Annotated in this window: 20 protein-coding genes and 1 other RNA gene; 19 read left to right on the top strand and 2 right to left on the bottom strand. The window is 64.9% G+C overall.

All coding sequences use genetic code 11. The annotated features are described in order from the left end of the window. Window positions 1-7: 7 nt before the first annotated feature. Genes murA through hisD form a run of 4 tightly spaced genes read left to right on the top strand, consistent with a single transcriptional unit; the run spans window position 8 to window position 4,102 of the window. Window positions 8-1,264 (top strand): UDP-N-acetylglucosamine 1-carboxyvinyltransferase, encoded by a 1,257-nt coding sequence (murA, locus tag E4T66_RS02675; RefSeq protein WP_136847349.1) that lies wholly within the window; start codon window positions 8-10, stop codon window positions 1,262-1,264. A 52-nt stretch (window positions 1,265-1,316) separates the two neighbouring features. Next, window positions 1,317-2,099 (top strand): NYN domain-containing protein, encoded by a 783-nt coding sequence (locus E4T66_RS02680; RefSeq protein WP_136847350.1) that lies wholly within the window; start codon window positions 1,317-1,319, stop codon window positions 2,097-2,099. A 54-nt stretch (window positions 2,100-2,153) separates the two neighbouring features. Beyond that, window positions 2,154-2,810 carry an ATP phosphoribosyltransferase gene (gene hisG, locus E4T66_RS02685; RefSeq protein ID WP_136847351.1) on the top strand — a complete coding sequence of 219 codons (657 nt, stop codon included), beginning with the start codon at window positions 2,154-2,156 and terminating at the stop codon, window positions 2,808-2,810. After that, the gene (gene hisD, locus E4T66_RS02690; RefSeq protein WP_136847352.1) at window positions 2,807-4,102 is read left to right on the top strand and encodes a histidinol dehydrogenase; all 1,296 of its coding nucleotides are present in this window, start codon (window positions 2,807-2,809) and stop codon (window positions 4,100-4,102) included. Before hisG ends, hisD begins: the two co-directional genes overlap by 4 nt. Before the next feature lie 7 nt (window positions 4,103-4,109). Here the strand turns inward: hisD and E4T66_RS02695 are convergent, their stop codons facing one another. After that, the gene (locus E4T66_RS02695) at window positions 4,110-4,874 is read right to left on the bottom strand and encodes an ABC transporter substrate-binding protein (protein ID WP_136847353.1); all 765 of its coding nucleotides are present in this window, start codon (window positions 4,872-4,874) and stop codon (window positions 4,110-4,112) included. 14 nt (window positions 4,875-4,888) lie between these two features. Next, window positions 4,889-5,317 carry an SRPBCC family protein gene (locus E4T66_RS02700; protein ID WP_136847354.1) on the bottom strand — a complete coding sequence of 143 codons (429 nt, stop codon included), beginning with the start codon at window positions 5,315-5,317 and terminating at the stop codon, window positions 4,889-4,891. 99 nt (window positions 5,318-5,416) lie between these two features. Between E4T66_RS02700 and rnpB the strand changes: the two genes are divergently transcribed. The 15 genes from rnpB (at window position 5,417) to E4T66_RS02775 (ending at window position 21,259) form a co-directional block, all read left to right on the top strand. Further along, an RNA gene (rnpB, locus tag E4T66_RS02705) (RNase P RNA component class A) lies at window positions 5,417-5,819 on the top strand. A 381-nt stretch (window positions 5,820-6,200) separates the two neighbouring features. Further along, window positions 6,201-6,641 (top strand): division/cell wall cluster transcriptional repressor MraZ, encoded by a 441-nt coding sequence (gene mraZ / locus E4T66_RS02710; protein ID WP_136847355.1) that lies wholly within the window; start codon window positions 6,201-6,203, stop codon window positions 6,639-6,641. Window positions 6,642-6,701: 60 nt separating this feature from the next. After that, entirely contained in the window at window positions 6,702-7,613 is a 912-nt protein-coding gene (rsmH, locus tag E4T66_RS02715; RefSeq protein ID WP_136847356.1) for a 16S rRNA (cytosine(1402)-N(4))-methyltransferase RsmH, read from the top strand. Next, entirely contained in the window at window positions 7,610-7,882 is a 273-nt protein-coding gene (gene ftsL / locus E4T66_RS02720) for a cell division protein FtsL (protein WP_136847357.1), read from the top strand. Before rsmH ends, ftsL begins: the two co-directional genes overlap by 4 nt. Beyond that, complete coding sequence (locus E4T66_RS02725; protein WP_136847358.1) at window positions 7,879-9,636, top strand: peptidoglycan D,D-transpeptidase FtsI family protein; 1,758 nt, start codon at window positions 7,879-7,881, stop codon at window positions 9,634-9,636. Before ftsL ends, E4T66_RS02725 begins: the two co-directional genes overlap by 4 nt. After that, window positions 9,633-11,129, top strand: coding sequence for a UDP-N-acetylmuramoyl-L-alanyl-D-glutamate--2,6-diaminopimelate ligase (locus E4T66_RS02730; protein ID WP_136847359.1), 1,497 nt, complete (start codon window positions 9,633-9,635; stop codon window positions 11,127-11,129). Before E4T66_RS02725 ends, E4T66_RS02730 begins: the two co-directional genes overlap by 4 nt. Continuing rightward, the gene (locus E4T66_RS02735; protein ID WP_248679365.1) at window positions 11,126-12,478 is read left to right on the top strand and encodes a UDP-N-acetylmuramoyl-tripeptide--D-alanyl-D-alanine ligase; all 1,353 of its coding nucleotides are present in this window, start codon (window positions 11,126-11,128) and stop codon (window positions 12,476-12,478) included. The genes E4T66_RS02730 and E4T66_RS02735 overlap by 4 nt, the downstream gene beginning before the upstream one ends. Then, on the top strand, window positions 12,478-13,563 hold the full coding sequence (mraY, locus tag E4T66_RS02740) for a phospho-N-acetylmuramoyl-pentapeptide-transferase (protein WP_136847360.1): 1,086 nt from the start codon (window positions 12,478-12,480) through the stop codon (window positions 13,561-13,563). Before E4T66_RS02735 ends, mraY begins: the two co-directional genes overlap by 1 nt. 11 nt (window positions 13,564-13,574) lie before the next feature. Next, window positions 13,575-14,951 carry a UDP-N-acetylmuramoyl-L-alanine--D-glutamate ligase gene (gene murD / locus E4T66_RS02745; RefSeq protein ID WP_136847361.1) on the top strand — a complete coding sequence of 459 codons (1,377 nt, stop codon included), beginning with the start codon at window positions 13,575-13,577 and terminating at the stop codon, window positions 14,949-14,951. Next, window positions 14,948-16,150: a putative lipid II flippase FtsW gene (ftsW, locus tag E4T66_RS02750; protein ID WP_248679367.1), complete on the top strand. Its 1,203-nt coding sequence runs from the start codon at window positions 14,948-14,950 to the stop codon at window positions 16,148-16,150. The genes murD and ftsW overlap by 4 nt, the downstream gene beginning before the upstream one ends. Next, complete coding sequence (gene murG, locus E4T66_RS02755) at window positions 16,147-17,214, top strand: undecaprenyldiphospho-muramoylpentapeptide beta-N-acetylglucosaminyltransferase (protein WP_136847362.1); 1,068 nt, start codon at window positions 16,147-16,149, stop codon at window positions 17,212-17,214. Before ftsW ends, murG begins: the two co-directional genes overlap by 4 nt. Further along, window positions 17,211-18,641, top strand: a complete 1,431-nt coding sequence (murC, locus tag E4T66_RS02760) for a UDP-N-acetylmuramate--L-alanine ligase (protein ID WP_136847363.1) — start codon at window positions 17,211-17,213, stop codon at window positions 18,639-18,641. The genes murG and murC overlap by 4 nt, the downstream gene beginning before the upstream one ends. After that, a complete protein-coding gene (murB, locus tag E4T66_RS02765) occupies window positions 18,638-19,546 on the top strand; it encodes a UDP-N-acetylmuramate dehydrogenase (protein ID WP_136847364.1) in 909 nt (302 codons plus the stop codon). Before murC ends, murB begins: the two co-directional genes overlap by 4 nt. Further along, window positions 19,539-20,498 (top strand): D-alanine--D-alanine ligase, encoded by a 960-nt coding sequence (locus E4T66_RS02770; protein ID WP_136847365.1) that lies wholly within the window; start codon window positions 19,539-19,541, stop codon window positions 20,496-20,498. The genes murB and E4T66_RS02770 overlap by 8 nt, the downstream gene beginning before the upstream one ends. Next, window positions 20,495-21,259 (top strand): cell division protein FtsQ/DivIB, encoded by a 765-nt coding sequence (locus E4T66_RS02775; RefSeq protein WP_136847366.1) that lies wholly within the window; start codon window positions 20,495-20,497, stop codon window positions 21,257-21,259. Before E4T66_RS02770 ends, E4T66_RS02775 begins: the two co-directional genes overlap by 4 nt. The last annotated feature ends 2 nt before the right edge of the window (window positions 21,260-21,261 follow it).

The raw sequence follows: 21,261 nt of genomic DNA on the forward strand, positions 1-21,261 counted from the left end.
TCCGATCATGGACAAACTGCTGATCACGGGCGGCGCCCGTCTGGCCGGTGAAGTCCGCGCCTCCGGTGCGAAGAACGCGGCTTTGCCGATTCTGTGCGCAGCGATTCTGTGCCCGGAAACGCTGGCCCTGAGCAATGTGCCGGCGCTGCAGGACGTGCGCACGACCTTGCGTCTGCTGGAGCAGATGGGCGTGCAGGTGACGCGCAACGGTGATCAGGTCGAGGCCTGTGCCGCAAACCTGAACACGCATATCGCGCCGTACGAACTGGTCAAGACCATGCGTGCGTCGATTCTGGTACTGGGCCCGTTGCTGGCCCGCTACGGCGAGGCGCAGGTGTCGCTGCCTGGCGGCTGCGCGATCGGTGCGCGCCCGGTCAATCTGCACCTGATGGGTCTCGAGGCGATGGGGGCGGAGATCAAGGTCGAGTCCGGCTTCATCCACGCTAAGGCGTCGCGCTTGCGCGGTGCCCACATCATGTTTGACACGGTCACGGTCACAGGCACCGAGAACCTGATGATGGCTGCGGCGTTGGCCGACGGTCAGACCGTGCTGGAAAATGCCGCGCGTGAACCCGAAGTGGTCGATCTGGCGCGCTGCCTGATGGCGATGGGCGCCCGCATCCGTGGTGCCGGCACCACGACCATCGTTATCGACGGGGTTGAACGTCTTCACGCCGCGCAGCACACGGTGCTGCCGGACCGCATCGAGACCGGCACCTTTCTGGTCGCTGCGGCGATGACGCGAGGGCAGGTGCGTGTGACCCACACCGATCCGAATCTGCTGGATGCGGTGCTGGTCAAGCTGCAGCAGGCCGGCGCGCAGATCCGCACCGGTGAGGACTTCATTGAGCTCGACATGCTCGGGCAGCGTGCGAAGTCGGTGAACGTGCACACGATGCCGCATCCCGGTTTTCCGACCGACATGCAGGCGCAGTTGATGGCGCTGGATTGCGTGGCCGAAGGCACTGGCGTCGTCACCGAGACGATCTTCGAGAACCGTTTCCAGCACGCGCTGGAGCTGCAGCGCATGGGCGCGCAGATCAAGCTCGAAGGTCATACGGCGATCGTTACCGGCTGCGAATGCCTGACCGGCGCGCCGGTGATGGCGACCGATCTGCGCGCGTCGGCCGCGCTGGTCGCTGCCGGACTGGCCGCCGAGGGGCAGACCACGGTCGAGCGCATTTATCATCTGGATCGCGGCTACGAGCGCATCGAGGCCAAGTTTGCACAGCTCGGCGCGCGTATCGAGCGCGTCGCCGGCTGATCCGGCAGGCTGGAATCCGCGGCACTTTCGAATTTCACCGCAGGAGCTACCGATGTCCACGAACACGCAGATGGCCAAGCTTGCGGTCCTGATCGACGCCGACAACACCCAGCCGTCGATTTCGGAGGCCTTGCTGAAGGAGATTGCCAACTACGGCGTGGCCAGCGTGCGCCGCGCCTACGGCGACTGGACCCAGCCGAACCTTAAAGGCTGGAAGGATGTGCTGACGGTGTCGGCGATCCAGCCGGTGCAGCAGTTCGGCTACACCACCGGCAAGAACGCGACCGACGGCGCGATGATCATTGATGCGATGGATCTGCTGTATACCGGGATCTACGATGGCTTCTGCCTGGTCTCCAGCGACAGTGATTTCACCGGTCTGGCCCAGCGGCTGCGGCAGGCTGGCAAGATTGTCTACGGTTTCGGGGAGCACAAGACGCCGCAGTCGCTGGTTTCGGCCTGCGACAAGTTCGTCTATCTGGATGTGCTGCGCGAGGACGTCGCCGACGGCGGCAAGCCCACCCCCAAGGACCGCACCACCCTGCGCCGCGACCACAAGCTTGCGCGGCTGCTGCGTGAAGCGCAGAGCGCCGCCAGCGACGATGATGGCTGGGCGCAGCTGGGGGAAGTGGGCAGCAACATCAGCAAGCAGGCGCCGGATTTCGACCCGCGCAACTACGGGTACAAGAAGCTCGGCGAACTGGTCGGTGCGCTGGGCCTGTTCGAAATCGACGAGCGCAAACTGGCCGATGGCCGCAGCAAGGCAATCTATCTGCGCCTGGCCGAGGCAGCCCGTGACGGAAAATCCGAAGGGCGCGCTGACAAGCGGCGGTAGTCTCAGGCGGCTACAATCGCGCGCTCCTCGCTACAGCCTGTTGTCGCCATCGTCATGACCGCATTGACCATCGCCCTGTCCAAGGGACGCATTTTCGACGAAACCCTGCCGCTGCTGGCAGCACTGGGCATGGACCCCGCCGGCGACATCGACCGTCTACTGCGTGTGCCATCGCGCAACAAGGACGTCTCGCTGCTGATCGTGCGCGCGTCGGATGTGCCGACCTATGTCGAGTACGGTGCGGCCGATCTTGGCGTGGTCGGCAAGGACGTGCTGATGGAGCATGGCGGTTCGGCACTGTACGAGCCGCTGGATCTGGGCATCGCACAGTGCCGGCTGTCGGTCGCCGCGAAGAAGGACGGCCCGCGCCCGGACGGCGTGCGTCGCCTGCGCGTCGCCACCAAGTATCCCGAGATCACGCGCCGGCATTTTGCGGCCAAGGGCGAGCAGGTCGAGATCATCAAGCTGTACGGCTCGATGGAGCTGGCGCCGCTGGTCGGCCTGGCGGATCTGATCGTGGACCTGGTCGCCACTGGCAGCACCTTGAAGGCCAATGGTCTGGTCGAGATCGAGACCATCTGCCAGGTGACCTCACGCCTGGTGGTCAACAAGGCGGCGATGAAGATGAAGAACGCCGCGATTCAGACCCTGATCGCGCAGATCGCCGAGCGGGTTCAGGCCGGAAAGACGCGCCCGGGGAAGGGCAAATGATTGAGGTGAGGCGGCTGGACGCGGCGGCGCCCGGCTTCGACGCCGAGCTTGATGCGCTGCTGGACCGTGCCCCCGAGGCCGATGCCGGTGTGGTCAGTGCGGTCGATGCCATCGTTGCCGACGTGCGCGCACGTGGCGATAGCGCGCTGGTCGAATTGACCAACCGCTTCGATCGTCGCAGCGTCACCGCGGCGACCGAGCTGGAGATCGATCGGGCGCAGCGCCAGGCGGCCTGGGATGCGCTGGATTCGGGTTTGCGCGATGCATTGGAACAAGCGGCGACGCGTATCCGCGCTTACGCCGAGCACCAGAAGCTCGCCGGCTTCGAATTCACCGATGCGCTGGGCAACCGCCTCGGTCAGCAGGTCACTCCGCTGGAGCGCGTCGGCATCTATGTGCCGGGCGGCAAGGCGGCGTATCCGTCATCGGTGCTGATGAACGCCATCCCGGCGCGCGTCGCCGGCGTTGACGAAATCATCATGGTGGTGCCCGCGCCGGGCGGCGAGCTCAATCCGGTGGTGCTGGCGGCCGCGCATCTGGCCGAGGTGGATCGTGTGTTTACCGTCGGCGGCGCGCAGGCGGTGGCGGCACTGGCTTACGGCACCGCAACGATTCCCGCCGTGGACAAGATCGTCGGTCCGGGCAACGCCTATGTGGCCGCGGCCAAGCGTGCGGTGTTCGGCAAGGTCGGCATCGACTCGATCGCCGGGCCTTCGGAAATTGTCGTCATCAGTGATGGCGACAGCGATCCGGACTGGATCGCGATGGACCTGTTCTCGCAGGCCGAGCACGGCGAGGATTCCGAGTCGATCCTGATCTCGCCGGACGCGGAATTCCTTGAACGCGTCGCCGCGGCGATGGCCGCGCGCGTGCAGACACTGCCGCGCGAGGCCACTGTGCGTACCTCGATCCGCGAACGTGGCGCCCTGATTCACGTGGCCGATCTGGATCAGGCCTGCGCGGTATCCAATCGCATCGCGCCGGAGCATCTGGAGCTCGCCGTCGAGGATGCGCGCGCGCTGCTGCCGAAGATCCGTCACGCCGGTGCGATCTTCATCGGCCGCCACACGCCGGAAGCCTTCGGCGACTACTGCGCCGGGCCCAATCACGTGCTGCCCACATCACGCGCCGCGCGGTTCTCCAATCCGCTGGGCGTCTACGAATTCCAGAAGCGCAGCAGTCTGATCGAATGCACGCCGGACGGTGCGCGCCCGCTGGCGCAGATTGCCGGGTGCATTGCCGACGCCGAGGGCCTGCAGGCCCACGCGCAGTCGGCGCGCGATCGCGGCTGAGCCGGCACTACCCGATCGATTCGACGATCCACCGCAGCGCGCGGTAGCCCTCGACCAGCCGCGGTCCGGGGCGGCCCAGATAGGCTTCGCTGATGGCGTGCACCCGGCGCTGGCGGATGGCGCCGGTGTCCTGCCAGCCGGGACGCTGCAGCACCACGTCGGCGCGATATTTCTCCACCTGCACGCCGCACCAGGACATCGCCACGGCGTCGACCGCGAAGCCGGGCGCCTGCTGCGGATCGCAGGACAGGGTCGGAGCCTGAACCGCCGACAGAGCGTTGAGGCCGCCGGCACGTTCGATCAGATCGTGTACCCACGATTGGCGTGCGGCCCCGATCACCGGTTTGGGCCACCACTCGACCAGGATGCGGGGTGCGTTCGGTGCGGCCGCGATGGGCGGCATCGCAGTCTGCATCTGCTGCACCAGCGCCGCGCCGCGTTCGGGCACGCCCAGCGCCTCGGCGATCTCGAGGATGCTGGCAAACACATCATCCAGGCTGTGCGGATCGATGATGCGATGCGGCAGTCCAGCCTCGGCGATCTCGGCGACGACTCGTTCATGACCGGGGACGGTCAGCGAGGTCAGGACCAGATCCGGTTTGAGCGCGCAGACGGCGTCAATGTCCAGATTCAGGTCGCGACCGAGTTGCGGCAGCGTGCCGACAACCTCCGGCGGAAAGTCGGAATCGTTGTCGACCGCAATCAGCAGGTCAGCGCAGCCCAGTGCGCAAACGATCTCGGTATTCGAACAGGTATGTGAAACGACGCGCACGCTCGATCGGAACCTCAGGATTCAATCTGAGCCAGCGCCTTGGGCGCGTGATGGCGCCAGGCCATACCCAAGATGCGGGCGATCAGCGGTCCGACACCGGGCAGCTTGCCGTCGAACCGGATCACGTAGTCGATCAGGGTGCTGTTGCCTTCATCGGTGAAGTTGATGATGCCGATATGGTTCTTCAAAGGGCTGCCGCGCGTGATCTGATAGGCGATGCGCTGCATGGGTTCGAATTCGACAATGGTTTCCTCGAAAGCCAGCGGTCCAGGCCCCATGCTGCGGACCGAGTGCAGGCCGTTGGGATCGTCGTCGCCCACGCGTATCCGGCGGCAGCGCGCACCAAACAAGGTCGCGAAGCGCTCGTGATCGGCGAAGAACTCGAACACACTGCCGATCGGGGCGTTGACCCGTTTGCGTAGGCGGACTTCCTGGGACGGCATGCAGACTCCGGTTCAGGCCAATGCGGGCGCAGACTGTAGCAAGGGACGGAAGCTACGGCGCGGTCCCTGTGCGGCAATAAATGAACGATAATGGCTGCGGGAGTCGGCCGGGCAATCGCTGTCGCGCAAGCGGTGGAGGAAAGTCCGGGCTCCGCAGGGCAGAGTGCCAGGTAACGCCTGGGCGGCGCGAGCCGACGGAAAGTGCAACAGAGAACAGACCGCCGAACGCCTTTGCTTCGCCGTAAGGCAGGGCAGAGGGCGTGGTAAGGGTGAAACGGTGCGGTAAGAGCGCACCGCGCGACCGGCAACGGGAGCGGCACGGCAAACCCCACTTGGAGCAAGACCAAATAGGGAAGGTGTGCACCTTCGGGTGTACGACGCGTGGCCCGCGTGCCTTCCGGGTAGGTTGCTTGAGCGTGACGGTGACGTCGCGCCTAGAGGAATGATTGCCGCAGGCACGCAAGTGCCTGCACAGAACCCGGCTTACAGGCCGACTCCCCATTTTCTTCCACTATGACGCGCTGTCCCCCTGACGGCAGGCTTGTCTGTGCCCGTGCGGTTGTTGGTTTGAGATAATTAGATTTTAAATAAATCTTTATTTATTTAAATATCACAATTCGACTCTGCAGCGCCCAAGCTTGCGTACACGCGACCGCCCCGAAGTGCGGAAATCCTGGGATGCCGCCTTCGGTCACTTGAAGTTTGTGCGCTAATTTACTGTTTCTAATAAAGAAGATAAGACAGCCCACTGCTTGCTGATAAGCTTTTGTTTTGCCAATGATTTTGCCCGTTTACGCGCTTGCGGGGGGGAGGTCGGTGGGGTATAGTCGTCGCAGTGTGGTGGAAAGTGGGAGAGAGTGGGGGAGTTGTCCCTACAACGACTATGTTCGCGGGCTCGCATCAATTGATGGTCGATGACAAGGGGCGCCTGGCTATTCCGGCGCGCTTTCGTCAGCCGCTGTCCGATCTATGCGGGGCGCAGCTGGTCATCACCAAAGGCCCGAATCCCTGTCTCGAGATCTACCCCGCACCGGAGTTCCTCCGCATCGTTCAGGACATCCAGGCGATGGAGGATCGGCATACCGCCGAGCTGCTGAAGCAGGTGTTTGTCGGGTTCGCGGTCGAGACTGAAATGGATAAGCAGGGTCGCGTGCTGTTGCCCCCCATGCTGCGCAAGCGCACGCGCCTGGACGGTGCAGTGGTACTGATGGGGCAGGACTCGCGCTTTGATGTCTGGCCGCAGGACGTCTGGGAAACCCGCTTCGGCGAAAACTCGGATCTGCTCGCGTCGCTGGAAGACGCTTTCCGGACGCTCAAGCGGTGAGGCGCGCACATGGCTTTCGACCCCGCGCCCATCGATTGCACCGTTGGGTCTGATCCGCTCATGACAGCCCATCGGCCGGTGATGCTCGCAGAATCGCTCGCCGGCCTTGCCCTCGGCGACGCGGATGTGCCCGCGGACGCGATCTACGTCGATTGCACCTTTGGTCGCGGCGGACACAGTCGCGCCATTCTCGACGCCCTCGGCGGTCGCGGCACGCTGCATGCAATCGATCAGGACCCCGAAGCGATCGAGTACGCCGCCTCGGCGTTTGCCAATGACGCCAATTTCAGCATTCACCACGCCAATTTTGCCCAGCTCAGGGACGTTGCGAAGTCCGCCGGATTCTACGGTCGGGTCGCTGGCATTCTGATGGATCTGGGCGTGTCGTCGCCGCAGCTGGATACCGCCGAGCGCGGCTTCAGTTTCGGCAAGGATGGCCCGCTGGACATGCGAATGAATCCGCAGGCCGGTGAGCCGGCTTCGGCGTGGCTGGCGCGCGCGGACGATGTCGAGATTGCCGACGTGCTGTATCAGTACGGTGAGGAGCGCAACAGCCGCCGTATTGCGCGTCGCATCGTCGAATCGCGCGCGACGCAGCCGCTGACGTCGACGGCGCAACTGGCGCAGCTGATTGCGTCGGTGCCAGGCCCGCGCAGTCACAAGATTCACCCGGCGACACGCAGCTTCCAGGCGATCCGCATCTTCATCAACCGGGAGCTGGATGTGCTGCGCGATGCGCTGGCGCAGGCGATCGAGGTGCTGCAGCCCGGTGGTCGTCTGGTCGTGATCAGCTTTCACTCGCTGGAAGATCGCATCGTCAAGCGCACGCTGCGGGACGTTGCGCGCAGCGATCACCCGCAGCTGAAGCTGCTCGGCAAGCAGTTTCCGTCTGACGAGGAACGCGGCGTGAATCCGCGTTCGCGCAGCGCGGTGCTGCGCATTGCCGAAAAGCTTGCGGAGTCTCCGCTGTGAAGCGCGGCGAACTGATGGTGCCGTTGATGCTCGCCACTGCCGTGTTCGCGTCTGCGCTGGTGGTGATTCGCACCAAGCACGAGAACCGCGCGCTGGTGTCGGAGCTGGAGTCGCTGCGTGACGAGCATGAGCGTCTCGACATGGAGTGGGCGCAGCTGCAGCTTGAGGAAGCGACCCTGGCCCATAACAATCGGGTCGAGAAGATCGCGACCGAACAGCTCGGTATGACCGAGCCGTCGGACTACGTCATCGTGAGTGCGGACCGATGACTGCGGTTCGCAATCGGTCAGCCACACCAGTCGGTGCATGGCGCTCGGCCGCTGTGCTGGGGTTGCTGGCGCTGGGTGCGGTGGTGGTGCTCGGCCGTGCGTTTCAGCTGCAGATTCTGGAGCGCGATTTTCTGACCGGCGAAGGCAACAAGCGCCATATCCGCACGATGGAGATTCCGGCGCATCGCGGCGCGATCGTCGATCGACGCGGCGAGCCGCTGGCGCTGTCAGCGCCGGTGGAATCGATCTGGGTGGTGCCGTCGGCGCTGCTCGAGTCGCCGGCGCACGTCACCGCGCTGGCCAAGCTGTTGAACCGTCAGCCCGGTGAGTTCAGCAAGTATTTGACCGCGCGCAAGGATCGCCGCTTCGTGTACGTCAGCGACCCGCTGTCGCCAGCTGAGGCGCAGCGTGTGCTGTCGCTGAAGGCGCCGGGCGTCTTTTCGGAACCGTCGTACGCGCGCTACTACCCCGCCGGTGAAATCGCCGGCCAGCTGGTCGGCTTCTGTGGTCGTGACGGCAATGGGCTGGAGGGGATCGAGAAAGCGCAGGAGTCGCTGCTTGCCGGTCATGCCGGCGAGCGCCGCGTGATCCGTGATCGCGCCGGCCGAGTGGTCGAGGACAGCGGCGAATATCGCGAGGCAGAGCCGGGCGATGATGTTGCGCTGACGATCGATCTGCGCGTGCAGTACCTGGCCTATCGCGAGCTGAAGAATGCGGTGGCCAAGAACAAGGCCAAGGGCGGCGTCATCGTCATTGCCGACAGCAGCACCGGTGAGATTCTGGCGATCGCGTCGCAGCCTGGCTTCAACCCGAACAATCCGGCGGAGCGTGCGTCCAAAGGTACGCGCAATCGCGCCATCGTCGATTCGTTCGAACCGGGGTCCACGGTCAAACCGCTGCTGGTCTCGCAGGCGCTCGAGCTGGGCGCATTCCAGCCAGGCAGCCTGATCGACACTACCCCGGGCGTCTTCAAGGTCGGGGCGCTGACGGTGCGCGACGTGCATCCGCAGGGCGTTGTCGACCTGACCACACTACTGAGCAAGTCGAGCAATGTGGGTGCCGCGAAGATCGGCATGACGATCGGCGCGGAAGCGGTCTGGTCCGGCTATCAGCGCTTCGGTTTCGGCGAGCCGGTCTACACCGGCTTTCCCGGTGAGGCGACCCCGGTGTTGCGCAATTTCAAAGAGTGGGGCCAGATCGCTACGGCGACGGCTTCGTACGGCTACGGCTTCTCGTTGAATGCGTTGCATCTGGTGCGCGCCTACGCGGCACTCGCAAACGATGGACTGATGTCGCAGCTGAAGCTGATTCGCGACGGTCGCACATTGCCGCCGCAGCGCGCGGTATCGGCCAATACCGCGCGCGCCGTGCGGCATATGCTGGAGCATGTGGTGGCGCCGACCGGAACGGCACGGCGCGCGGCTGTTGCCGGCTACCGCGTTGCCGGCAAGACCGGAACCGTGCGCAAAGTCGCTGAAACGGGTGGCTATGCCGGCAACAAGCATCAGGCGCTGTTTGTCGGTATGGTGCCAGTGGAGCATCCGCGCCTGGTCGGTCTGGTGATGATCGACGAGCCCAGCGCCGACGGCTATTACGGCGGTCTGGTCGCGGCGCCGGTGTTTGCCAGTGTCATGCAAGGCGCCGCGCGTCTGCTGCAGATTCCGCCCGGTGACGACGCTCCGACCGTGCCGGAACCTGCAGCGCGGACCGTTGCATTGCCGCAGGTTGCGACCGCAGGACGGCCGCAGACATGAGCGGGCGCAATCTTCAGTCGTTGACGCAACTGCTCGCTGGCTACGGTGTGCCGGTGCCGCCAGAGGTCGAGGTGACCGGCGTTGCGGTCGATTCACGCCGAGTGTCGCCGGGCGACCTGTTTCTGGCGTGCCGTGGTCGTGGCACGCACGGCTTGGCCCATCTGGACCAGGCGTTGCAGCGTGGCGCCGTGGCGGTGGCATGGGAGCCCGCTCCCGGCTGGGCACCGCCGCAGACAGAGATTCCCGAAGTCGCGGTTCCGCATCTGGCCGAGCGCGTTGGCGAAATCGCGTCGCGCTGCCTGGGTGAGCCGTCTCGGCAGCTGTACTGCGTCGGGATTACCGGCACTGACGGCAAGACTTCGACTGCGTACCTGCTGGCGCAGGCGTTGGATCGACTGAACTTGCCATGCGCCTACGTCGGCACACTGGGGTTCGGGCGGATCGGTGAACTTGATCAGGCTACTCACACGACCCCCGACGCGGTGACCTTGCAGTCGCAACTGGCGCGAGCGCTGGCGTCCGGAGCACGGTCTTGCGCGATGGAAGTGTCGTCGCATGCCCTGGATCAGAAGCGCGTGTCCGGCGTTGCGTTCGATGTTGCGGTGCTGACCAACGTCACACGCGACCATCTGGATTATCACGGCACCGTTGAGCACTACGCAGCTGCCAAGCGCCAGCTGTTTGCGCGTCCGGAACTGGAAGTTGCGGTGCTCAATCGCGACGATGCCTGCGGCGCGCGTTGGGCCGACGAACTGAATGTGCCGGTGATGCATTACGGGCTCGGCGGCGAGTTGCCGAAACACGGCACCTATGTGTTGGGCGATGCGCTCGAACTGGATCCTGCCGGCCTGCGTTTGCAGCTACGCACCTCCTGGGGGGAGGCCGAGCTGCGCAGCCGACTGCTCGGACGCTTCAATGCCTACAACCTGATGGCGGTGCTGGGCGTCCTGCTGAGCAGAAAAGTCGCACTCGCCGACGCTTTGGCTGCGATCGAGCAGCTGCGCACCGTGCCGGGCCGCATCGAGGGCATCCGCGGTGCAGCCGGTCCGCTGGTGGTTGTCGACTACGCACACACGCCTGAGGCGCTCGGCCAGATCCTGCGCGCGCTGCGCGCGCATGCGCCGCAGCGCTTGTTGTGCGTGTTCGGCTGCGGCGGTGATCGCGATCGCGGCAAGCGTCCGCTGATGGGTGCAGTTGCGGCGGAGCTGGCTGACCGGATCATCGTCACTGACGACAACCCGCGCAGCGAAGATCCGGCACAGATTGCTGCCCAGATCGTCGCCGGTATCGACGCGGCCCAGCGCGAACGGGTTGCCACCGTGCATGACCGCGCCGACGCCATCCGTCGCGCGGTGGCCGCGGCAGACGCGGGCGACATCGTTGTGATTGCCGGCAAGGGTCACGAGCAGACGCAAACCTATGGAGCCGAGGTGCGGTCCTTCAGTGACCGTCACTTTGTCGCCGAGCTGCTGGGAACGGAGCTGACGGCATGATGCGTCTGTCCGAATTGAGCGCGATGATCGGCGGCGAGTGCCGTGGCGAGGATGTGCGCTTCGAGCGTGTCGTCATCGACAGTCGCGTGGTTGCGGCGGGTGACCTGTTCGTCGCTTTGCGCGGTGAGCATCATGACGGCCACGGCTTCGTCGAGCGCGCGCTGCAGGCGGGTGCCGTGGCCGCGCTGGTTTCTGACTGGGTTGATGCATCGATACCGCAGCTGCGTGTCGACGACACCCTGCTCGGTCTGCAGCAGATGGCCGCCGGCTGGCGTCAGCGTTTTTCAATGCCTGTGGTGGCGGTGACTGGCAGCAATGGCAAGACCACGACCAAGCAGCTGCTGGCTTCGGTGTTTGCGGCACGCGGACCGGTGCTGGCGACGCAGGGCAATCTGAACAATCACATCGGGGTGCCGCTGACCTTGCTGGCACTGCGCGAGTCGCATCGCACCGCCGTGATCGAGATGGGCGCCAATCACGCCGGCGAGATCGCGCAGCTGTGCGAGCTGGCCCGGCCGGACGTCGGCGTGGTTACGCATGCCGGCGATGCACACCTCGAGGGCTTCGGCTCGCGCGACGGGGTGGCGAAGGCCAAGGGCGAGATGTTCACGGCGCTCAACGGCGGCGTTGCCGTGATCAATGTCGATGACGTCTATGCGCCGCTCTGGCGGCAGATGGCGCAGAAGGCTTCGGTCCTCGGATTCGGTCTGTCCGATACCGCAGACGTGCAGGCGCTGGATCTGCACGGCGATGCCGACGCAACGCGTTTCACCTTGCGCACGCCGTCCGGCAAGGCTGCCGTGCATCTGCCGCTGCCGGGTCGGCACAACGTCATGAACGCGCTGGCCGCTGCTGCATGCGGTGTCGCACTGGCAATGGATCCGACGGAGATCGCCGAGGGCCTGTCGCGGGTCGAGGCGGCGCGTGGTCGTCTGAATTGGCATGCGCTGGCACAGGGCGGTCGTCTGCTCGACGACAGCTACAACGCCAATCCGACGTCCCTGCGTGCCGCGATGGAGCTGCTGGCGAGCCTGCCGGGCCGGCGCGTTCTGGTGCTCGGCGCGATGGCTGAGGTCGGTGCCGACGCGGTGCAGCGGCATTACGAAGCCGGGCAGCAGGCGCGCGCGCTCGGCATCGACCAGCTCTACGCACACGGCGAGCTGGCACGCCATGCCGTGCAGGGCTTCGGAGATGCCGGAATTTATTTTGAATCCATCGACGCGCTGATCGCGACGCTGCGTACGCAGCTGGGCAGCGACACGGTGGTGTTGGTCAAGGGATCGCGTGCCGCACAGATGGAACGCGTCGTTGCAGCACTGACAGAACAAGTTTACGGGGACACGCACTGATGCTCTACGCACTCGCCGAGTATCTGAAGCAATACGTCAGCGGCTTCAATGTGCTGACCTATCTGACCTTGCGCAGCGTGCTGGGCATTCTGACCGCACTGGCCTTCTCGTTCGCATTCGGGCCGTGGATGATCGAACGCCTGTATCGTTTCAAGTTCGGCCAGCCGGTGCGCGAGGACGGACCGGCGACGCATCTGAAGAAAACCGGAACGCCGACGATGGGCGGCGTGCTGATCCTGTCCGCAATCAGCGTCGCCACGTTGCTGTGGGCCGATCTGGGTAGCCGCTTCGTCTGGTTCGCGCTGCTGGTGACGGTGGCGTTCGGTGCGGTCGGCTTTGCCGACGACTACATCAAGATCAAGCAGAAGAACCCCAAGGGCCTGCCGGCACGCAAGAAATACTTCTGGCTGTCACTGGCCGGCTTCGGGGTGTCGACCCTGATCTTCATGATGGCCAAGGAACCGGTCGAGACCACCGTCATCCTGCCGTTCGTGAAGGACATCGCGATTTCGTTGGGCATCTTCTTCATTCCGTGGTCGTATCTGGTCATCGTCGGCTCCAGCAATGCGGTCAATCTGACCGACGGCCTCGACGGTCTGGCGATCATGCCGACAGTGATGGTGGCGTCGGCGCTGGGCGTGTTTGCCTACGCGAGCGGACACGTCAAGATCGCGGCGTATCTCGGCATTCCCTACATCGCCGGTGTGGGTGAGCTGGCCATTTTCTGCACCGCAATCGCCGGCGCCGGTCTCGGCTTTCTGTGGTTCAACGCCTACCCGGCGCAGGTATTCATGGGTGATGTCGGTGCGCTGGCACTCGGGGCCGCACTTGGCGTCGTCGCGGTGATCGTGCGCCAGGAAATCGTGCTGGCGATCATGGGCGGCGTGTTCGTTGCCGAAACTTTGTCGGTCGCGCTGCAGGTGTTGTATTTCAAGTACAGCGGCGGCAAGCGCATCTTCCGCATGGCGCCGCTGCATCATCACTACGAGCTCAAGGGCTGGCCGGAACCGAAGATCATCGTGCGCTTCTGGATCGTGACATTGATCCTGGTGCTGATCGGCCTGGCTTCGCTGAAAGTCCGCTGATGACGCCAGCCATGCCCAGTCTTGACTCCGCCAACGTCGATTGTCGTCGTTATGACGGCCAGCGCGTGCTGGTGGTCGGCTTGGGCGTGTCCGGAACCTCTGCATTGCGTTACCTTGCGGCTTGCGGTGCGCAGTTGGTCGTTACCGACTCGCGCGCGGCGCCAGCGGGAATCGATGTGCTGCGCACGCAATTTCCCGAAGTTGAATTTCATCTCGGAAGTTTCTCGGCACCGCAGCCACTGACTCAGTTCAAGCTGGCAGTGCTGTCTCCCGGCGTTTCTCTGGATGAGCCGTTTGTGGCTGCGCTACGAGACGCGGGTGTCGAGATCGTCGGCGATATCGAGCTGTTTGCTCGCGCCGCGGGCGCACCGGTGATCGGTATCACGGGCTCCAATGGCAAGTCGACCGTGACCACCCTGGTCGGCGAAATGGCGCGTGCGGCCGGGTTGCGCACGGCCGTTGGCGGCAATCTCGGAACGCCCGCGCTCGATCTGCTGGCCGACGACGTCGAGCTCTACGTGCTGGAGCTTTCGAGCTTCCAGCTGGAGACGACCCAGCATCTGCACTGCGTTGCGGCGACGGTGCTGAATCTGTCGCAGGATCACCTCGATCGCCATCACACGATGGCGCACTACGCTGCGGTCAAGGCCCGCATTTTCGAGCATTGCGACACCGCAGTGGTGAATCGCGATGATCCGCAGGTGATGGCGATGCTGGCGCCTTCCGCTGGCCATCGCGTGCTCAGTTTCGGAACCGACATGCCGCTGCTGCCGCGGCAGTACGGATTGCTGCAGCACGGCGGCGATTACACGCTGACCGACGCCGAACGCAGTTTCACGCTGGACGATTCCGAACTGGGAATCTTCGGCCTGCACAATCTAAGCAACGCATTGGCCGCGCTGGCGCTGACGGAGGCTGCCGGGATCGAGCGCGCGGCGTGCCTGCAGGCGCTGCGGCAATTCCGAGGCCTTCCGCATCGCTGCGAGTTTGTGCGCGAACTCGACGGCGTGCGCTATTTCAATGACTCCAAGGGCACCAACGTCGGTTCGACCCTGGCAGCGCTCAATGGCCTGCCGGCGCTAATCGTCTGGCTGGGCGGAGGACAGGGCAAGGGGCAGTCGTTTGCGCCGCTGCGTGAGGCGCTAGCCGGCAAGGGCCGTGCGGCGATCGTCTTCGGAGAAGACGCCGAACGGATCGAATCGGATGTTTTCGGTGCATTGCCGATCTACCGTGAGCCGGATATGTCAGCGGCGTTGGCGCGCGCGCGAACTCTGGCGCAGCCGCGTGACCAGGTTCTGCTGTCGCCGGCCTGCGCCAGCTTCGACCAGTTCCGCAGTTACGTGGACCGCGGCGATCAGTTTCGCGCGATGGTCGGAGCGCTTGCATGAATCTGCCCGGCCTGCAGTTGCCCAAGCTCGGTCAGCTGGATCTGCGTTTGCCGATGCCGCAGGCGCGCTTCGGCCTCGACGCCTGGCTGTGCGGCGCGACGGCAGCGCTGCTGGCTTGGGGGCTGATCATGGTGGCCTCGGCGTCGGTCGCGCAGGCGGAGAAAATTACCGGCGATCCGTTCTACTTTTTCTATCGGCAGCTGCTGTTTGTGGGCCTCGGCGTCGCCTTGGGTGTGGTGATGTATTGCGTGCCGATGCGGCAGTGGCAGAGCAGTAGTCGCTGGCTGTACTTCTTTGCGTTGTTCCTGCTGGTGATGGTGCTGATTCCGGGCATCGGTGTGACCGTCAATGCCGCGCGACGCTGGATCGATCTCGGCGTATTCCGTCTGCAGGCGTCAGAGCCGGTGCGTCTGGCGCTGATCATGTTCGTCGCCGGCTACATCACGCGACGTCAGGTGGTGCTGCAGCACAGCCCCAAGGGGCTGATCGTGCCGGTTGCGGCACTGCTGTTGCCCTGCGCATTGCTGCTGGCCGAGCCCGATTTCGGAGCGACTGCGATCCTGCTTGGAGTGGTGTTTTTGATGCTGTTCCTGGGCGGCGCGCGGCTGGGTTACTACGCCGGCGTCCTGCTGCTGGCATTGGTCGGCCTGGGCCTGATCGCGATTGCGGCGCCGTATCGGCTGCGACGTCTGCTGAACTTCACTGATCCCTGGGCTGATGTCGAGAACGGTGGTTGGCAGCTTGCACAATCGCTGATCGCGGTGGGCCGCGGCGACTGGGCTGGCGTCGGTCTTGGCAACAGCGTGCAGAAGCTGCTGTATCTGCCGGAAATGCACACCGATTTCATCTTCGCCATTCTGGCCGAGGAAATGGGACTGGTCGGCATCGCCATCCTGATGGCGCTGTTTGCCGTGATCATCTGGCGCGGCTTCGCGATCGCACGCACCGCCGAGGTCAACGGTCGCCTGTTTGCGGCGTACCTGAGCTACGGCTTGAGCGGATGGATCGGTCTGCAGGCGCTGATCAACATGGCCGTCAACATGGGCCTGTTGCCGACCAAGGGCCTGACCTTGCCGCTGATCAGCTATGGCGGCTCGTCGCTGCTGACTGTCTGCGCGATGCTCGGTTTGCTGTTGCGGGTCGACTACGAAAACCGCGCTGCAGCGTTCGGTGTCACGTCTGCCGAGGATCCGTCATGAAACTTCTGATCATGGCGGGTGGCACCGGCGGACACGTGTATCCGGCGCTCGCCGTCGCCGACTACCTGCGTGCGCAAGGGCATCAGATCGTGTGGATGGGCGCGCCCGACAGCTTCGAGGCGCGCGTGGTGCCGGCACACGGCTTCCCGATTGAATTCGTCCGCGTCAGCGGCCTCCGTGGCAAGGGGGTGCGCAAGCTGCTGACCGCGCCGCTGTTGCTGCTGCGTGCGGTATGGCAGGCCGCCGCGGTGCTGCGGCGGCAACGACCGCAGGCGGTGCTGGGCATGGGTGGCTTTGCGGCCGGTCCCGGCGGCGTTGCGGCGTGGCTGCTGCGCACGCCATTGGTGATTCACGAACAGAACGCGGCACCGGGCATGACCAATCGCCTGCTCAGCCGGATCGCTCGCTGCGTGCTGCAGGCGTTCCCCAATACCTTCGAGCGCGGCGTGGCCGTCGGCAATCCGGTGCGCGAAGGTTTCAGTGCGTTGCCGCAGCCACAGCAACGCCTGGCACACGCGGGTGAACCGCATGTGCTGGTCATCGGCGGCAGTCAGGGCGCCAAGGCTTTAAACGAACGCGTGCCCGAGGCACTGGCATTGCTGGCGCCGGTTGAACGCCCGCTGGTGCGACACCAGGCCGGGCGCACGCTGGATGTCGCGCAGGCGGCGTATCGCGCGTCCGGTGTCGAGGCGCAGATCGACGCCTTCATCGACGATATGCCGGCGGCGATGGCATGGGCTGATCTGGTGGTGTGCCGCTCCGGTGCGTCAACCGTGGCCGAGCTCAGTGCAGCGGGCGTTGCCAGCGTGCTGGTGCCGTTTCCCTACGCGGTCGACGACCACCAGACCCGCAACGGCGCCTACCTGGTCGGCGCTGGCGCCGCGGTCATGATCCAGGAATCCGAGCTGACGCCGGCCCGGCTGGCGAGTCAGCTGCGAGAGCTGCTGGGAGATCGCGAGCGACTGCGGCGCATGGCCGAGGCGGCGCGGGGAACGGCGTGGCCCGACGCCACCGCGCGCATTGCCGATGCCTGCCTGCGCTGCGCTGAAGGAGTACGCGCATGAGCGACACACTTGAAGCCCTGATGACGCGGCCGATGCGCCGCGTGCGCCGGATTCACATGCTCGGCATCGGGGGTTCCGGCATGGCCGGCATCGCCGAAGTGCTGATCAATCTCGGTTATGTCGTCAGCGGAACCGATCTGAAGGACGGCGCGGCGACGCAGCGCCTGAGCGCTCTTGGCGCCACCATTCATTTTGGCCATCGCGCCGAAAATGCGATCGGCGCCGACGTCGTGGTCGTGTCGACCGCGGTCAAGGCGGACAACCCGGAACTGGTTTTCGCGCACGAACACCGGATTCCGGTGGTACGACGTGCGGAAATGCTGGCGGAGCTGATGCGCTTTCGCTACGGCATCGCGATTGCCGGCACGCACGGCAAAACCACGACAACCAGTCTGGTGGCCAGCGTGCTGGCCGAAGGGGGCCTGGATCCGACGTATGTGATCGGCGGCAAGTTGAAATCAGCCGACGCCAACGCCCGTCTCGGCGCTGGCGGCTATCTGGTTGCAGAGGCGGATGAGAGCGACGCCTCGTTCCTGCATCTGATGCCGATGATGGCGGCAGTGACCAACATCGATGCCGACCATCTGGAAACCTATGGCGGCGATTTTCGACGGCTGCGTGCAACGTTTGTCGAGTTCCTGCACCGCCTGCCGTTTTACGGTCTGGTGGTGATGTGCATCGACGATCCGGTGATTCGCGAGACGCTGCCGGAAGTGGGTCGCCCAGTGTTGACGTATGGCTTTTCCGAAGATGCTGATCTGCGGGCAATCGATCTGCGCCCGGAGGGAAGTGGCGCGCATTTTGTTGCCGTTGGCAGCGACGGTTTTCGCGAAACCTTTCACCTGAATCTGCCGGGGCGTCACAACGTGCAGAACGCGCTGGTTGCGATAGCAATCGCGCGCGAGCTGGGCGTCGACGCCCAGGCGATGCAACGCGCGCTCAGCGGCTTCCAGGGTATTGGCCGCCGCTGCGAACAGCACGGTGACATTGCTGTCAGCGGTGGCACTGCGCTGTTGGTCGACGATTACGGGCATCACCCGCGCGAGATTGCGGCGACCTTGCAGGCCATGCGTTCGGCGTATCCGGACCGACGGCTGGTGGTCGCGTTCCAGCCGCATCGATACAGCCGTACGCGCGATCTGTTCGACGATTTCTGCGCGGTTCTGGGCGGGGCTGACGCATTGGTGCTGAGTGAGGTCTACGCCGCGGGCGAACAGCCGATCGAAGGGGCCGATGCGCGAGCACTGGCACGCGGTATTCGTGCACGCGGTCAGGTCGAGCCGGTGTTCGTGCCCGGCGGCGTGGGCGAGCTGCCGGCGGTGCTGGCGCGCATCCTGACCGACGGTGACGTATTGCTGACCCTGGGTGCCGGCGATATCGGCAGCCTGCCGGCATTGTTGCTCAAGTCCGCGGCGGAAAAGCCATGAACGCGCTGGCGCGAGATCTGAAGCCGCGCGGTGTGCTGCGCCACGACGAACCGATGTCGCGTCACACCTCGTGGCGCGTCGGCGGACCGGCGGCAACCTATTTCGAGCCTGCGGATCGTGCCGACCTGATCGCATTTGTGCAGCAGCTTCCGGCCGACGAGCCGGTGCTTTGGCTGGGGCTGGGCAGCAACCTGCTGGTGCGCGATGGGGGCTGGCGCGGCACCGTGATCGCACTGCATGGCGCGGTCGATGAACTGCGGCTGGAATCGGAGTCGATGATCTACGCCGAGGCCGGTGTGCATTGCGCTCGGCTGGCAAAGTTCGCGCAGCAGCACGCCAAGGCCGGCCTGGGCTTCATGGCTGGAATTCCCGGCAGCGTCGGCGGCGCTCTGGCAATGAATGCCGGCGCCTGGGGCGGCGAGACCTGGGCTCAGGTCGAAGTGGCTGAAGTGGTGCGGCGTGACGGCAGCACGCAGTGGTTGCCGGCAGCGGACTTTCACTACGGCTATCGGCACGTCGAGATGCCGTCGCAGGCGCTGGGCTTTCTGGCGGCGCGGCTGCGCGTCAGCGAGGATCCTGATGGTGAGCATGCGCGCTATACCCGTGAGTCACTGGCGCGGCGCAAGGCATCGCAGCCGGTCGGCAAGCCCAGTGCTGGCAGCACCTTCCGCAATCCGCCCGGTGATCACGCTGCGCGCCTGATCGAATCCTGCGGCCTCAAAGGGCACCGCGTTGGCGGTGCCGAAGTATCCCCGCAGCACGCCAATTTCATCATTGCCGAAGTCGGAACCCGCGCGTCCGACATCGAGCAATTGATCGAGCACATTCGCCGCACCGTGCAGCTGCAGACCGGTGTGGAGCTTCACCCCGAGGTTCGTATCGTTGGAGAACCAGTTCATGCGTAGACGTGTTACCGATCCCGCTGCATTCGGGCGCGTTGCCGTGCTGATGGGCGGCTGGTCATCGGAGCGCGAGGTTTCGTTGTGGTCCGGGCAGGGCGTGACCGACGCATTGAAGTCGCTTGGCGTCGATGCGAAAGCGGTCGATGCCGATCGTGCCACCGTGCTGCGCCTGGGCGAGCTGGGCTTCGACCGGGCGTTCAATGTGTTGCATGGTACCGGCGGCGAAGACGGCACCGTGCAGGCGGTGCTGGATCTGCAGAACATTCCGTATACCGGCAGTGGCGTGCTGGCATCCGCGCTGGCGATGGACAAGCTGCGGACCAAGCGCATGTGGAAAGCCGAAGGTCTGCCAACGCCGGACTGGATGGTGCTGCATACCGCCGATGACGCCCGCGCTGCCGGTTCGCGATTGGGTTACCCCTATTTCGTCAAACCCGCCGAAGAGGGCTCCAGCGTCGGGGTGAACAAGGTCAAGCACGCCGACACTGCGGTCGCTGCATTCGAGAACGCCGCGCGCAGCGCATCGGGTATGCGACGCACGGTCATTGCAGAGCGTTTTGTCGACGGCAGCGAGTACACCTGTTCAATGCTGGATGGCGTTGCGTTGCCGGTGATCCGGATCGAACCGGATGGCGAGTTCTACGACTACAACGCCAAGTATCTGTCCGACGCGACGCGCTATCACTGTCCCGCGGGTCTCGATCCGCGCCTGGAGGCGCAGATCCAGCAGACTTGTCTGCAGGCCTTCGAGCTCGTCGGCGCCGAGGGTTGGGGTCGTGTCGATTTCATGCTTGATTCTGCGCAGCAGCCGTGGCTGATCGAGGTCAACACGGTGCCCGGGATGACCTCGCACAGTCTGGTGCCGATGGCGGCACGCGCAGTGGGCATGGACTACGCCGCATTGTGCTGGGCGATTCTCGAGACCACGTTGTGCGATCAGGGCGAGGCTGCGTGAGCGCGCTGACCATGACTGCCGACGACTTCCGCGACAGCGAGGCAACCGATCGTTATGGTCTCGGGCGGATGCTGCTGGGCGCGGCCGCCCTGCTTGCGATTGGTCTCGGCGGCTGGGCGGTATTTCGTGTCACCGGGACGCAGACGGTGTCGCAGCTGCGCATCGAAGGGCATCTGGACCGCGTGCGGCCACAGGACATCGATACCGTCGTGCGGCCGTTGCTGGATACCCGATTCATCGAAGTCGATCTGAATCAGGTGCACGCGGCGGTGGCCGCGCTGTCGTGGATCGCACGGGTCCGGGTGGAGCGCGCCTGGCCGGCGACGGTGCGTCTGCACGTCTGGGAGCGCGAGCCGGTTGCACGTTGGGGCGAGCATTCTCTGCTTGACCTCGATGCCCAGGTCTTCGATCCCGGCGAGCGAGAGGTCCCGGCGGATTTGCCGCTGCTGTCGGGGGCGTCCGGAACCGCATCGCAGGTGATCGGGATGTATCGCCGCATGCAGGCGCAACTCGGCGATACGCCGCTGGCGCTGAACGGACTGCACCAGGATGCGCGCGGTGACTGGACCGGCATCACTGTGTCCGGCATCGAGCTGCGCTTCGGCCGCAGCGATCCGACCGCGTCACTGCCAACACTGCTGGGTCCCGTGCTGCAGACCTTGTCGCAACGACTGCCCGAGGTTGCGCATGTGGATCTTCGTTACACCAATGGTTTTTCGGTGGGCTGGCGTGAGCCGTCCTCCGCTACACAGGGGAAATAGAC

The organism is Sinimarinibacterium arenosum (genome assembly GCF_005047655.1).
Classification (GTDB): domain Bacteria; phylum Pseudomonadota; class Gammaproteobacteria; order Nevskiales; family Nevskiaceae; genus Solimonas.